Here is a 14221-nt window from a genome sequence, read left to right on the forward strand (position 1 = left end):
TTCCTAACCGAGACTTCGGCGACCGCGCGATGGCGCATGAGGGCCAGTTTGTTCCTAACCGAGACTTCGGCGACCGCACAATGGCGCATGAGGGCCAGTTTGTTCCTAATCGAGACTTCGGCGGCGGGGCGACAGTGCGAGCGTAGTTGTTTGTTTCTAGCCGAGAATACTTCGGCAACTCACGGTGAAACCGTCTCTTGGGTTGCTACTGAAGCAAACTGAAATAGGGCAGCATCCAACACCGAATTTTTCTGATAGGTGCAATAAAAGCGGCAGGCTCTCCGCCTGCCGCTTGTTGCCGATACCGGCATCCTACTAAAGCCACTGGACGCTGATATCGCGATCCGTCGGCCTGACTTCTATGCTTTTCTCGCTTTCACGCTTTTCACGCTTTCACGCTTCTCACGCTTTCATGCTTTTCGCACCTTCACACTTTCCGCGCCTTTACACTTTCCGCGCTTGGCCGCTTAAAACACCTGCTCGCTGTAGCCCATCAGCCGCCGCCTGCGCGGATTGCTGCGCTGGGCGATCTCCTCGGGCACCCGATAGGCTCCGTTGATATCGTAAGTCATGTGCGGCACAATAAACTTTTTGCGGTAGATGACCTGCTGCACGTAGCGAGGATCGTCGCTTTGATTGCGCGCGCCCCGGTGCCAGATTTGGCTGTTGAAGACGAGGCAGTCTCCCGCTTCGGCCAAGATCGACACAGGTCCTTGCCCTTTGTATTCGCCGATCTCCTCGGCGAAGCGGATCGCCCGGCCTGCGCGGTGGGAGCCCGGCACGACCTGGGTCGGACCCTGATCCTCCGTGACGTCGTCCAGATAATACAACGCGTTCAACAGAAATACCGGCATCGGGATGCTCGCGTCCAGCTCGGCGCCCTCGGGCAGCGGGAAAAACAGCGCCTCGTCGACATGCCATTTGCTGACGCCGTTGTTCCTGGTCGTACGCATGCCGTTCATGCTGCTTAACTGGCAATCGGGCCCGAGCACCTCCTCGATGAAGGCGCTGATGACGGGATGGTCGACGAGCGTCTCAAATATCTCGCCGCGTTCGAACATCGGCCCCTGCATCATGACATGGTCGTCCTTGCCCTCAAACGCCAATCGTATCCCTTCCTTGAGCGCAGCCGTCTGCCCTCGGTCCAGCACGTTTTTAAATAAGACGTAACCGTCCCTATGAAGCTGCTCCAACTCTTTGGCAAAATGCGTCGCGATCGTCGTCATTTTGATTCCGCCTCTCTTCGTTCATTCATATATGGCATGCCTGCCTGCGCTTGCGGATTGCGAATTTTTTTCAGCCGGCTGCTGATCAACGATTCCCGGGTAATGACGATCTTCTGCGGGATCTTGTGGGCCGGCAGCTTATCCCGGCAAAATGCCCATATCCGCCTTCGAAGCTCGCTCACGCTCGGATCCGCATCCTCGCGCAGCTTCACGGTCGCCATCACCATTTGCCCCGTGATGCCGCTCGTCTCCGCGCTCACGACGACTTCCTCGATGCCGGCCAGCTCCTGAAGCACGCTCTCCACCTCCGCGGGATAGACCTTTTCGCCGCCGACGTTGATGATCTCGGATCGCCGCCCCAGAATGCGGATGTAGCCGTCCTCCACGACCGCCTCGTCCCCCGTGCGCAGCCATCCGTCTTCGGTGAACGGGTCGGGCGCGTTCAGATAGCCGATCATCGCGGATTCGGCCTTGATCTCGAGCAGTCCGTCGACGATCCGGTATTGGGCCCCGTCTCCCTGCAGCGAGAACAGCAGCGAATCCGAGCTTTTGGACTTCGTCTTGAGCACGCCGAGCTCGGACATGCCGTACGCCTGTACGGTGCGGATATCGGGGAACGCCGCGTTCCAGGCTGCAAGCGTGTAAGCCGGCATCACTTCGGAGCCGTAGGAGACGACCTTCAGGCTGCTTAAATCGTATGTGCGATGCGCGCCGCTCAGGAGCAGCAGGTTCATAAAGGTCGGCGAGACCGGCAGCGCCTCGATCCGATAGCGCTCGATCGTCCGGCACACCTCCTCCGGTGACCGGTCCTTCAGCACGTGCAGGCAGCCGCCGTTCGCCAGCGTCGTCAGCATCGTGTTCATCCCGCCGATATGATCGAACATCATGAAGGGAATCGTCCTCGCGGCTCGCCCTTCGGTGCGGAACTTCGCCAGCAGCCTGTCGGCGCGGTGCACAGCCGCCTTGCTTCTGCCCGTCGAGCCGGAGGAAAAAAGTACGATTCCCGGTACGCGCTGGTAGAGAAGACCGCGCAGCAGGGGACTGCGAACCTCCCTGCCGTCCATGCGGCGGATCGACAGCCCCGACTCGCTCGCGCCTATCCTTGCCTGCGCTTCGCCGACGTCGAGGTACTCCTCGATCTTGGCCGCCACCAGGCTATCGTCGATCGGCAGCACGATGCAGGACTGACCGAACAAAGCGAACACAGCGGCTGCGGCATAAGGCGAATATTCGGTCTCGAGCGAGACGACGACGCGCTCGAGACCTTCGGCCTGCAGCCGCCTTCTCATCGCCTCGATCTGTCCGATCAGCCAAGCGTAAGAATAAGCCCGGTCCCGCCAAACGATCGCCGATCGTTCGCCGTACCGTCCGAACCGCTCCGTCAGCATGCTGTATTCTTCCATCGCGCTCCTCCTCGCTCCGCCTCCGGCAGTCGTTCGAGCAAATATTCGACCAACGTGCCGACCGTGCGGTAGGGACTGTCGGGCACGGCGGCGGCAGCGATATCCGACAGCGCCACGGCAAATCCGAGCGTCTCCTCGATGCCTTGCTCGACAGAAGCGAGCAGCGAGACGAGTCCGAGCGAGTCGAGATTGCCGTTGCGGCCGTAGAGCGGCGCTTCGGTGCCGAGCTCGACGGGAATGGCGCCGTCATGGAGCCGATTCACGTCCTCGCAGCTATCGAGTACGATTCGCAGCAGCGCTTGCCGAACGCCCGTGTCTCCATCTTCCTGACGCCTTCGCTTGCCGAACAAGCCCGCCGTCCGCGAATCCGCCCAGAGCGTCTCGTACAGCCGATGCTCGCGACCGGCCAATGCCTCCAGCGAGGCGCCGAGCTGCGCCAGTCGTTCGGCGGCCGATCGGCCCTGCAATTGCTTGTGCGCCTCCTCCCACTCCGCGACGATCGCCTCGAACGCTTCGGCATGCGCCTTGAACGGCGAACCGAGCGTCTCCGCCGCCTCCCGCAGCAAGTCGCGGAAAAAATACCGGCTCCACCGCATGTCGAACACGAAAGCCGACAGCGTGCCAAGAGACGCCGTCCCTTTAGCCAGAATAAGATGCAGCTGGCCCAGCAGTCTCCTTGTCACCGCGTGGCCGAAATAATACGTACGCTCCCCTTCCGCGATCTCCCGGGCCGACAAGTATTCGTGTGCATGCGTGGCTACCGCTCGCAGCAGCAGCTCCTCATAGGAAGAGGAACGCGTATCGTCGGAGGCGGCGATGCCGATGGAGCAGTACGAATGCAGCTCCTCCTTGCGTTTCGCGCCCGCCAGCTCGGGGATTGCCTTGTTGCCCTTCCAGAAATCGTCGAACGCCTGCAGCGACAGCGGACCGATATATCGTGCCGGCACCGGGTCGTAGACGTGCAGCCGCGTCTCTTCGATGCCGTACACGGCGAGCCAATGATCGACCAGATACTGGCGCGAGGCGGGATCGACGAGCTTCGCGATATACTTGGGAGACAGGTAATCTTCGCAATAAGGCAGGTAGTAGCTGGTGCCGGTGACCAGGAACAGCTCGCCTTCGCCAATGAGCCGGCGCCCTTCCCGCAGGCCTTCCTCGAGGCTCGCGAACTCCGTCTTGCCCGTCTGGCGCCAGACGGCCTCTGAATAATCCAGCTTGTTGAAGTAGGTCTTCACCAGACCCGTGTCCGAGCAGGCAGTCACGCCGTACAAACGCGCAGCAGCCAGCAGGCCGAGACCGCTCCGCACGCCTTGCCGTTCGAGCACTTCGCGGATGAGCGGAAAATTGCAGGGAAAGTAATAGGGAATGTCCATCAGCGGTTCAAAAGGTCGGATCAACGCGGCCCCTCCCTTCCGTCGTGCGGGATCGCGTCTCTTCCCAGCGCGCGATCTCGTAGCGAAGCGACAGATCGCCCGACGCCCGGAACGAGCGGTTCGGCAGGACGCCGCCTTCGGCATCCGTCTCGAACTTGCGGAATCCTTTGGTGAAGCGGAAGCGGTAGCCCGTGTCCCTCGGCACCCGGAATCGTCCGGCATACCGGGTACCGCCCCTATGCTCCAGGCGCATGCCCATCGCCCCGTAGATGGCGTCCGGCAGCTCTTCCCCCGGCGACACGTCGGCGGTTATCTCGACGACGACGCGATCGGACAGAACGGGAACTACCGTGTAGACGCCGGTCGCCACAAGCCCGCCGGCCGACAGCGTCAAAGTCGTCGTGCCCGGCCGCAGCGGGATCAACGTGCCGTCGGGCAGCGCCTCCAGCACGGTCGGATCTCCGACGCGGTAGTCGCCGTTGAGCACGCTCATCGCGAAGCCGCTGTCGTAGCGCAAAATCGCATTGACATGCGCCCGGTGTCCGCCCGCCAGGCCGATCTCAGTCCGGCCGCGCAGCTCAAGCGATACGGGTCTTCCCGTTCGTCCGAACATGAACAATAGCGGGATATGCGCCCGATCGCCCCAGTCGGTCTCCTGGTGCGCGGCCTCCGGCTGCTCGAGATAAGCAAGATCATCGCCGTAGCGGAAGCCTTGCCCGATCAGGTCGACGGCGACTTCGCGTACGTGCCTCGGCAGAAACAGTCCTTCCGCATCCCCGATGTCCATCCATACTTTCAGGGGAGAGCGACTCTTGTACGATTCATAAAGTCGTTCTTCCCGCAAGCCGGCGGGCGCCTCGTCGTCCAGCTGCGCCTTGACGAAGTAGGGCGACAGCAGCATCAGCTTGCCGAATACGTCCGGACGGCGGAATCCCATGTGGTAGGTGCACAAGCCGCCGGCGGATGACCCGATCAGGCCTGTATTCGCCGGATCCGGCAGCGTGCGGAACCGGGCGTCGATGTACGGCTTCACTTCGCTGACGACAAAATCCTCATAGTCAAGTCCTGCGCACCGGATAGCGTTCGCTTCCTCGGCCGGGGCTTTGAAGTGATAATACTCGTTGACTTCGGCGGGCCTGACATGGGCGATCGCCACGATGATGATCCCGTCCATCAGCCCCGCTTCGATCAACCGGTCGGCTGCGCGATGAATGCGCCAGGACTCGGTTCCCGGCGCGGCCGGATCGAAGGCGCGCTGTCCCGCGTGCATATAGAGCACCGGATAATGCGTGGACGTCTCACGCTCGTAGCCCGGGGGCAAGTATATGAATAACCTCCTTTCATTGTCTAAACGGCTGGCGCGAAATCCATCTACCGTCAGTACAGCTGCTTGAAGCGGCATATCTCTCCCTCCAATCTGCTATCTTTCTAAACTACTCTCCTCCTCCTCTTCTCCTCTCCTCCTTCCGCGCCTCCCCACTCCGAGCTGCGCCAAAAAACCCCGCTCTCCCGAAGCATGCCGGGAAAACGGGGTTGTTTTTAAAACATGACAACCATGTTTTAAAAATTCATGGCCCTCAGATTGTACGTGAACGACGCACTTCCAACTTAATACAATTTGGATAATTTGTAAATATTTAATTTTCGACATGCTTATCGATAATTGCGAATCGGCTTCAGCAGCGCTGCGGCAACAATGCCCAGCGCCAGCAGCAGCAACCCGAGAACGACGAGCACGCGCCCGGCGCCCCAGCGGTCGGCGAGTATGGAGACGGCCGCCAGCGACAGCGTAGGCGCCACGCTCGTGATGGCGCCGAGCGTCCCGTAGATGCGGCCCTGCAGTTCTCCTCGAACCTCCGACTTCAGAATAATCTGGATCATCATCGAGCAAAAGGCGAACAGCAGACCGCCGAGGAGGATCAACGGCAGCGCCAGCAGCGGGGACGAGATAAAGGATACGGCGGCGTATAACGGTCCGAGCGGCAGAAGACCGGCGAATACAAGCCGCCCCCTCCTGCCCATCCTTTTGCCCAAACTCAGGATGATGCCGGCCCCGGCCAGATAGCCGAGCGGAATGCACATCTCGAGCAGGCCGAACTCGACGGGATTCGCCCGCCACCGGCCGACGGCGATGACTTGGACGAGCATGATGGCGCTCAGAAAGAAGGCGGACAGCAGCGGCGCCAAAAACACAATGGATCGAACGAGCGCATCCTGCCGTATATAGTCGATTCCGCCTCGCCAATCCTGCAAAAAAGTGGGCCTGGTATCGACGGCGGTGCGCTCCACCGGCGGAAATCCTCGCGTGAAGAGCGTGCAAACGGCGGAAAACAAGAAGGCGGCGGCAGTGGTCAAAATGGCGGTCAATCCCCCGAAGGAAGAAACGACGACGCCGGCAACCGCCAGCCCCGAGATGCGTGCGGCATTGTCGGCAATATGAATGGCGCTCGCGGCCTGCTGAACGCGCGCGGGACCGACGATTGCCGTCGTCGACGCATGGAAGGCGGGGCTAAGCAGCAGGCTGCAGAACATGGACAGAGAAGCCAGCACGAGCAGCGTCGGGAACGGCGCGTGGAAAACAAACAACGAGACGGCCAGAATCGCCGCGATCGCGCTGCGCGACAGCTCCGAGAACAGCATCAGGCGACGGCGGTCGATCCGGTCCGCGATCGTGCCCGCGAACGAGCCGAACAGGAAGCCGACGCTCAGGTAGCAGATCTGCACGGCTGCCATTCGCTGCGCGCTGCCGGTCGTCTGCAGCACCCACAGGCTGATGGCGATGCCGTTGAAGCTGTCTCCGAACACGGACGCCGTATAGCCGGTCAGCAGCCGCATGAACGAGCGATTGCGCCATACCGGCAGCGTCTCGCCGACAGCCGTCGGTCCCGCCTGCCGGCGGGCGTCCGCGGCTTGAAGCGGCGTTTGCATTCGTATCCCCCTTTCTGAAATTCGCTTGAGCGACAACAACTTAAACGTTTAAGTTTCTTAAGTATAATAACTCTCCCTAAAAATGTCAATCGCGTTTTGCTCGTTTGACAGTCTCTCTAGAGGCCAACTATGATAGATCTAATACGCGAAATCGGACCGGAAACGAGGTAGTGCCGCCCATGAAAAAACCGACGCTCAAAGACGTCGCCAAGGAAGCCGGCGTCTCCGTCGCAACGGTGAGCTACGTCCTGAACGACGTCGCCCACCAGACGATCCCCGATGAGACCAAGCGTCGCGTCCTCGAGGCGGTCGGCAAGCTGAATTACGTGCAAAATCTCGCAGCCCGCTCGCTTTCCTCCGGCCGGACGCAGCTCCTTGGCGTCCTGCTGGTGGGAAGCGAGCGCGATCTCGTCTCCAAGTACATCAGCTACGGCAAGTTCATCGACGAGCTGGAGCGGATGAGCAAACCGCAGGGCTACCACCTTATGACTTCGCAGATCGACCCGGTGACCCCCAACTTTGCCATCATCGCCGAACGCAAGCTGGACGGCGTATTCCTGATCGACGCGCGGGAAGGCTCGTTTTATTCGGTCTCCGAGAAATTTCCCTACGGTTCGCCGCTCGTGCTGGTGGACGGCAACATCGAGGATCCGCTCTTTCGCAGGCTCATGCCCGATTTTAGCCAGCTGTTCGGACTTGTCCGCGAGACGTTCGCCGGCAGTCCCTTCGCCGTCATCTGCGAAAACTACCACAACCGGTCCATGACCGAGTCGCTGGCAGCCGCAGCGGACGTTCCTCCGGAGCGGCTGCTTGCCCTGGACGCCGACGGGGACCTGGCCGCCTTTCTGGCGCGCAACCGGGGGCTTCCGCTTGTCGTGTTCAACGAGTTCCTCGCCATGCGGCTGCTCGGACGCGTCGATCCGTCCGCCATGGTCGTCGTCTGCGCTTCCGAGGCGCCCGGTTACCTGCCGGAAGGGATCCGCCTTCTTGTCCTCGAGGATTCCAAGGCATCCGTCGCCTACGCGACGATGGAACAGCTGCTTCACCGGCCTTACGAGCCCGAAGAAAAGATTCGCAAATTCCGTTTTAAATTGTTCACGTCATGACGCCGCTATTTTTTGATTGACAAAACGACCAAAATTTTCTTATTATTAGGTCGCTAATCATAATTTGAGGGCACTGCTTTTTAAACCTGACGGTTTAAAACAACCCCGGTAACTCCCTTCGGAGCTGCCGGGGTTTTTGCCGTTGCGCAAAAGGAGGTGGCGCGGACGCATTTCGCAAAGTACGGCGACTCGGAACTCGTTTTGTAACCGCTTCAGACTTGTCCAGGGCACCCCATTTCAGAAAGGTGGATTTTCTCATGTACAAATGGCTTAAAAAGGGATTGATCTCCGCGGCCATCGCGGGGCTGCTCGTCGCGGGGCTCGCTGCGCCTGGCACGCCGATCGGCACCGCCTCCGCAGCGGCCGACACCGCCGTCTCCAACAAGCAGAACTTCAGCACGGACGTCATTTATCAGATTTTTACGGACCGGTTCTACGACGGCAATACGTCCAACAATCCTTCCGGCTCCACCTTCAGCTCCGGATGCACGAACAAGCGCGTTTACTGCGGCGGCGACTGGCAGGGCATCACCGACAAGATCAATGCCAACTACTTTACCGACATGGGCATCACGGCGCTGTGGATCTCCCAGCCGGTCGAAAATATTTATGCCGCAGTCACCTACTCCGGCGTCGTCAACGCCTCTTATCACGGCTATTGGGCCCGGGACTTCAAGAAGACGAATCCTTATTACGGCAGCTTCACGGACCTGCAGAACCTGATTAATGCCGCGCACGCCAAAGGCATCAAGATCGTCATCGACTTTGCCCCGAACCATACGTCGCCCGCGATGGAGACCGACACCACGTTCGCCGAAAACGGCAAGCTGTACAACAACGGCACGCTGCTGGGCGGCTACACGAGCGACACCAACGGCTACTTCCACCACAACGGGGGCTCCGACTTCTCCAGCCTCGAGAACGGCATTTACAAAAACCTGTACGACCTGGCCGATATCGAACAGCAGAACAGCACGCTCGATACTTACTTTAAGGACGCCATTAAAGTATGGCTCGATCTCGGCGTAGACGGCATTCGCGTCGACGCAGTCAAGCATATGTCCATGGGCTGGCAAAAAAACTGGCTCTCCTCCATCTACGGCTATCAGCCCGTCTTCGTCTTCGGCGAGTGGTTCCTCGGCTCGGCCGCTGCGGATGCGGACAACACCAAATTCGCGAACGAATCCGGCATGAGCCTGCTCGACTTCCGGTTCAACGCCAAGGTGCGCAACGTGTTCCGCGACAACTCGGATACGATGTACGGCCTAGACTCGATGATCTCGGCGACCGCCGCCGATTACGCGCAAGTGGCCGATCAGGTCACCTTCATCGACAACCACGACATGGAGCGCTTTAAGAACAGCGCCGTCAGCGACCGCCGGCTTGAGCAGGCGCTCGCCTTCACGCTCACGAGCCGCGGCGTACCGGCTATCTACTACGGCACGGAGCAATATATGACCGGCGGCACCGATCCGGACAATCGCGGCATGATGAGCTCGTTCTCGACGACCACAACTGCGTTCAAAGTCATCAAGGCGCTCGCGCCGCTTCGCAAGTCCAACCCTGCGATCGCGTACGGCACGACCCAGCAGCGCTGGATCAACAACGACGTGTACGTCTACGAGCGCAAATTCGGCAGCAGCGTGGCGGTCGTCGCCATCAACCGCAGCGCCAGCGCCTCCGCCTCAATCTCCGGGTTGATCACGTCGCTGCCTGCCGGCACCTATAGCGACGCACTCGGCGGCCTGCTCGGCGGCGGCGGCATCACGGCCGGCAGCGGCGGCGCCGTGAGCACCTTCACGCTTGCCGCCGGCGGCGTGGCGGTCTGGCAGTCGACGCCGGCCACGACGACGCCCGTCATCGGCCATGTCGGCCCGGTTATGGGCAAAGCGGGCAACACCGTCACGATCGACGGCCGCGGCTTCGGAACCACCAAGGGAACCGTATACTTCGGCACGAACGCGGTGACGGGAACGAATATCGTCTCCTGGGAAGATACCCAGATCAAGGCCGTCGTCCCCGCAGTAGCGGCCGGCAAGTACAACGTCAAGGTCCGCACCTCCGGCGCCGTCGACAGCAACGCCTACAACGGGTTCAACATTTTGAGCGGCGACCAGGTCTCCATCCGCTTCATCGTGCAGAACGCGACGACGTCGCTCGGCGAGAACGTCTACCTGACGGGCAGCGTATCCGAGCTCGGCAACTGGGCGCCGGCCTCGGCTGTAGGCCCGATCTTTAACCAGGTCATCGCCGCTTACCCGAATTGGTACTATGACGTCAGCGTGCCGGCGAACACGGCGCTGCAGTTCAAGTTCTTCAAGAAAAACGGCTCTGTCGTCACGTGGGAGGGCGGCTCGAATCATACGTTCACGACGCCTTCGAGCGGCACGGCGACCGTGACGGTGAACTGGCAGTAGCAGAAGCTTGAGCGCAAAGCGTACTCAAAAAGAGGAGAAGCGGGATCATCCGCCTCTCCTCTTTTGGCTTCGCTTTTAAACCCTGACCGAAACTTAATCGATCAAGCCTTCTTTTGATCGAACATCTCCAACTGCGCGATCAGCTGTTGCGACAGCGACTCCAGTTCGTCGGCGAGCGCGACGAGGCTGGCGCTGACGCCCAACTGGCCGGACGTCATCCTCGCGACCGCCTCGGACGAGGCGGCAGATTGCTCCGAGACGGCGCTCACCGTGCCGATCGCCTCCACGAGCGCTCGCTGCGAGCCGTCCAGCTCGACAATAGAGGCCGAGGATTGCGCCAGCTCTTCCGCGAATTCGCTCATCTCGTGTTTGACGCCGCCGAAAATATCGGCTGCCTCCTTGACCGCTCTTCCCTGCTCCTGCAGCACGGGGGACACTGCGCCCAGCTCGGCGACCGTCGCGTCGATCTCCTGCCGGATATCGCCAATAATGCGGGAAACGACAGCGATCGAATCCTTGGATTCGGCCGCCAGGCGGCGGATCTCGTCCGCCACGACGGCGAAGCTCTTGCCGTAGGCGCCTGCGCGCGAAGCTTCGATTGAAGCGTTAAGCGACAGAATGTTCGTCTGCTTTGACATCTCGTTAATGACGTTAAGCACGGTATGAATCGAACCCGCCCGCTCCTTGAGTTTGCCGACGCGCGCCGCCAGGGAACCGGACAGCCGCTCCGTCTCCTCGGTCTTGCCGATAAGCTCCGCCATATAGGCGGTACCGCGTCCGCTAATCTGCTGTACGCGCCCTGCCGACGACTCCAGTCGCGTGTTGGTATCGATCGCGATTCGAAGCTTGGCGCCGATCGTCTCGGTCTGCCGGATGCCGCGCTCGGCCTCCGTCGCCAAACTGGACGCGCCTAGCGCGATCTGTTCGGTCACCGCGGCGATATCGCCCGCCGTGGCGGCCGTCTCCTGCGAGACCGCCTTCAGCTCCTTCGCGGAGCTCACGAGGCGCAGCGCCGACTCGTTCGTTCGGCCGACGAGCGCGCCGATCTGTTCCATCATCCGGTTGAAGTTGCCGGACAGCCGCCCGATCTCGTTGCTGCGCCTGTAGTCCATGCGGACCGACAAATCGCCCTTCTCTCCTCGCTCCATCAGTGCGCACAGCCGCTCCAGCGGATTGCCCACCAGACGTATTAAGAGATAGCCGATGGCGATCGCGGCGACGGCCGCGGCAGCGATCATCCAGACGGTTAGGCTGAGGATCGTCTTGGAGTCGCGCTCCAGCTCGCCGAGCGGCACCGAACCGACCAGTTTCCAGGCTGCCAGCCTGGACGGCTCGTTCAGGATCAGACGGTCGTCGTCCCAGGCCGGGGGCGTCTGCTCGATCAGCGAAGTATCGGCAGCGTAGACGACCTTGCCGTCGTCTGCCAGGACCCGCATCTCGCCCGTCTCGCCGATCTTGAAGTTGGCGAAGGCATCGCCGAGCAGCTTGCTTTTCAACTCGATCAGCAAAATGAATTCGGCGTCCGGATGCTGCAGGTTTTTCATCAGACGGCCCAACGTCACCGACGGTTCGGAGGCGTAGCCGAACAGCCCCTTGCTCATCGTCGGCACGTAGACGATCTCTCCTTTGGCTTCCGCCATCTTCTGCAGCCATGCCTTGCTGCCGTCCGAGATCTGGAGCGCGCTTGCGCCTGTCGAAGACAACGCCCCCGTATTGTCCAGCGTTTTCGGCACGATGCGGATAGACATCATGTTGGGCTCAGCGGACAGCATGCTGTTGAAACGGTCGACGATGCGATCCTGCGCCGCCTGCTTCTCGCCCAGGGGCGAATCCGTCCTCGAAAAGGCGACGAGATCCTGACGCAGCGAAGTATCGACCATGAACTGCCGGCTAAGTCCCCCGTACATCGACAAGAGGAAGTCCAGCTTGTCCCTCGCCTGCTGCAGCGTCTGCTGCGACGACAGCGACATTTTGTCGCGGATGATGCTTTTTGCCAGCTGATAGGAGCTGAGACCGAGCGCCGTCACGATGACGACGATGCTGGCGAACACGATGCCCAGCATCTGGACCCCCAGCGACTTGCGCTTCTCTCTCCATGCTTGTCCGAGCGAACGAGTGGCGGCAGACATGCCCAGGTCTCCTTTATGGATGGAATCGGGTAAAAAAAGAGCCGCTTCCTTGCGGAATGCGGCCATTGGCGCTCCTGCTTCTGCGATCACTGCAAAATCGCCGTACCGTAGGGCGGCAGCCGCAGCTTGCCGTCCGCGAACGCGGTCGACTCGCTGTCCGTGGCAAAGCGTACGCCGCCGACGGAGCTCGCGCCGACGGCATGCAGATCGACGGTTCGCGTCTCGCCCGTCAGATTGTGCACGACGAGCAGCGCCGCAGACGCGCTTACCCGTGCGAAAGCGAGTATGCCGTCCGCCTCGACTTCGTACGGAGCGAAGCCTCCGTCCCCAAGCGCCGGCTCCTCGTTGCGCCAGCCGATCAGCAGCCTGTAACGGCTGAGCAGCGAGTCCGGGTCGGCGAGCTGCTCTTCTACGGATGGCGTATCTGCATTGCTCGACGGACTCTCCCACGACGTCTGGCCGCCCGACTTGCGGTCCTTCTTCCAGAGCATCGGCTCCCGGATGCGTTCGTCCGGCTTGACGCCCTTCATGCCGATCTCTTCGCCGTAATACAGGAACGGATTGCCCGGCATCGTCAGCAAGAGAGCCGCTGCCAGCTTAGCCCGCCCGACGTCGCCGCCCAGCTCGCTCATGACGCGGTTTTGGTCGTGATTGCCCAGAAACGGCGCGTCCACGAACCCGCCGCCCGACACTTTACGATAGTAGGCAAGCTGACGCGCCAGCACCGAGTCAAACGAGGAGGCGTCGCCCGTCTTGACCGCGTCCAATACGAGCTTCGCCGCCTCGAAGTTCAGCGCCGAATCCAGCGCCTTGTCGAGGAAGGGGCCGACGACCGCGGTCGTGTCCCATACCTCGCCGACGAGATACGGCTCGCGCCCGCTCTCCGGGACGCCTTGGCGGAATTGCTGCCACCAGGCGACGTTTTGCTGCGAGGTCGCGGGATCGGCCGACGACGATTGGAAGTCTTCGTATACATGCTTGGCGGCATCCAGACGGTAGCCGTCCAGGCCCAGCCCGAGCCAGTATTTTCCGATGCGGATCAGTTCCGCGCGCACGTCCGGGCTGTCCAGGTTCAGATCCGGCATCCCGTCCGAGAATACGCCGAGATAAGAGCCGCCGGATGGCCCACGGTGCCACACGGCCTGTCCCCACGGACCGAGCGCGGATACGTCCGCTCCGTCCGAGGCCCACTTGTACCAATCCCGCTTGACGCTCCTCTCGCCACCGGCGGAATCAACGAACCAGGGATGCCGGCTGCTCGTATGGTTCAAGACCAAGTCCATGATGACCTGGATGCCTCGATCGTGCGCCTCCGCGAGCAGCGTCTTCAGGTCGTCGACCGTCCCATATTCGGGGTTGACTGTGTAATAATCGGTTACATCATAACCGTGGTACGAGGGGGACGGGTTGATCGGCATGAGCCAGATCCCCTTGATGCCGAGCTGCTGCAGGTAATCCAGCTTGTCCGTGACGCCTTGCAGGTCGCCGATGCCGTCGCCGTCCGAATCGCTGTACGAGCGTACGAAAATCTCGTAGAATACGCCGCTGCTCCGGCCCATCGCCGGCTTGTTCGCTTCGCCGAGCGGGGCTGTTCCTGCGTCCGAAGCTTCGGCGACGGGCGAAGCCGGCACCGTGGCAG

At 61.2% G+C, this 14221-nt stretch carries 9 protein-coding genes; 2 read left to right on the forward strand and 7 right to left on the reverse strand.

Annotated elements, in window-relative coordinates; all coding sequences use genetic code 11:
* Window positions 1-467: 467 nt before the first annotated feature.
* The 5 genes from KVT38_RS08205 to KVT38_RS08225 all read right to left on the reverse strand — a co-directional run bounded on the left by KVT38_RS08205 (window position 468) and on the right by KVT38_RS08225 (window position 6930).
* Window positions 468-1226 carry a phytanoyl-CoA dioxygenase family protein gene (locus KVT38_RS08205; RefSeq protein WP_217593201.1) on the reverse strand — a complete coding sequence of 253 codons (759 nt, stop codon included), beginning with the start codon at window positions 1224-1226 and terminating at the stop codon, window positions 468-470.
* On the reverse strand, window positions 1223-2629 hold the full coding sequence (locus KVT38_RS08210; RefSeq protein WP_217593202.1) for a class I adenylate-forming enzyme family protein: 1407 nt from the start codon (window positions 2627-2629) through the stop codon (window positions 1223-1225). Before KVT38_RS08210 ends, KVT38_RS08205 begins: the two co-directional genes overlap by 4 nt.
* The gene (locus tag KVT38_RS08215) at window positions 2608-4026 is read right to left on the reverse strand and encodes a DUF4872 domain-containing protein (RefSeq protein ID WP_254639082.1); all 1419 of its coding nucleotides are present in this window, start codon (window positions 4024-4026) and stop codon (window positions 2608-2610) included. Before KVT38_RS08215 ends, KVT38_RS08210 begins: the two co-directional genes overlap by 22 nt.
* Window positions 4010-5404, reverse strand: coding sequence for an alpha/beta hydrolase (locus KVT38_RS08220; RefSeq protein WP_217593203.1), 1395 nt, complete (start codon window positions 5402-5404; stop codon window positions 4010-4012). Before KVT38_RS08220 ends, KVT38_RS08215 begins: the two co-directional genes overlap by 17 nt.
* A gap of 251 nt (window positions 5405-5655) precedes the next feature.
* Window positions 5656-6930, reverse strand: a complete 1275-nt coding sequence (locus KVT38_RS08225) for an MFS transporter (RefSeq protein WP_217593204.1) — start codon at window positions 6928-6930, stop codon at window positions 5656-5658.
* A gap of 179 nt (window positions 6931-7109) precedes the next feature.
* Here KVT38_RS08225 and KVT38_RS08230 point away from each other — a divergent pair, with 179 nt between their 5' ends.
* Window positions 7110-8036 (forward strand): LacI family DNA-binding transcriptional regulator, encoded by a 927-nt coding sequence (locus tag KVT38_RS08230; RefSeq protein WP_217593205.1) that lies wholly within the window; start codon window positions 7110-7112, stop codon window positions 8034-8036.
* Window positions 8037-8293: 257 nt separating this feature from the next.
* Window positions 8294-10453 (forward strand): alpha-amylase family glycosyl hydrolase, encoded by a 2160-nt coding sequence (locus KVT38_RS08235; protein WP_217593206.1) that lies wholly within the window; start codon window positions 8294-8296, stop codon window positions 10451-10453.
* 101 nt (window positions 10454-10554) lie between these two features.
* Here the strand turns inward: KVT38_RS08235 and KVT38_RS08240 are convergent, their stop codons facing one another.
* The gene (locus KVT38_RS08240; RefSeq protein WP_217593207.1) at window positions 10555-12582 is read right to left on the reverse strand and encodes a methyl-accepting chemotaxis protein; all 2028 of its coding nucleotides are present in this window, start codon (window positions 12580-12582) and stop codon (window positions 10555-10557) included.
* A gap of 86 nt (window positions 12583-12668) precedes the next feature.
* Window positions 12669-14213, reverse strand: coding sequence for an alpha-amylase family glycosyl hydrolase (locus KVT38_RS08245; RefSeq protein ID WP_368859068.1), 1545 nt, complete (start codon window positions 14211-14213; stop codon window positions 12669-12671).
* Window positions 14214-14221 lie beyond the last annotated feature (8 nt).

Source organism: Cohnella sp. GbtcB17, assembly GCF_019091135.1.
GTDB lineage: Bacteria > Bacillota > Bacilli > Paenibacillales > Paenibacillaceae > Cohnella.

What these genes read in the sequence shown, in the direction of transcription:
- KVT38_RS08220 (WP_217593203.1), bottom strand. Translation starts at nt 5,404, where the DNA reads ATGCCGCTTCAAGCAGCTGTACTGACGGTAGATGGATTTCGCGCCAGC.
- KVT38_RS08225 (WP_217593204.1), bottom strand. Translation starts at nt 6,930, where the DNA reads ATGCAAACGCCGCTTCAAGCCGCGGACGCCCGCCGGCAGGCGGGACCG.
- KVT38_RS08230 (WP_217593205.1), top strand. Translation starts at nt 7,110, where the DNA reads ATGAAAAAACCGACGCTCAAAGACGTCGCCAAGGAAGCCGGCGTCTCC.
- KVT38_RS08235 (WP_217593206.1), top strand. Translation starts at nt 8,294, where the DNA reads ATGTACAAATGGCTTAAAAAGGGATTGATCTCCGCGGCCATCGCGGGG.
- KVT38_RS08205 (WP_217593201.1), bottom strand. Translation starts at nt 1,226, where the DNA reads ATGACGACGATCGCGACGCATTTTGCCAAAGAGTTGGAGCAGCTTCAT.
- KVT38_RS08210 (WP_217593202.1), bottom strand. Translation starts at nt 2,629, where the DNA reads ATGGAAGAATACAGCATGCTGACGGAGCGGTTCGGACGGTACGGCGAA.
- KVT38_RS08240 (WP_217593207.1), bottom strand. Translation starts at nt 12,582, where the DNA reads ATGTCTGCCGCCACTCGTTCGCTCGGACAAGCATGGAGAGAGAAGCGC.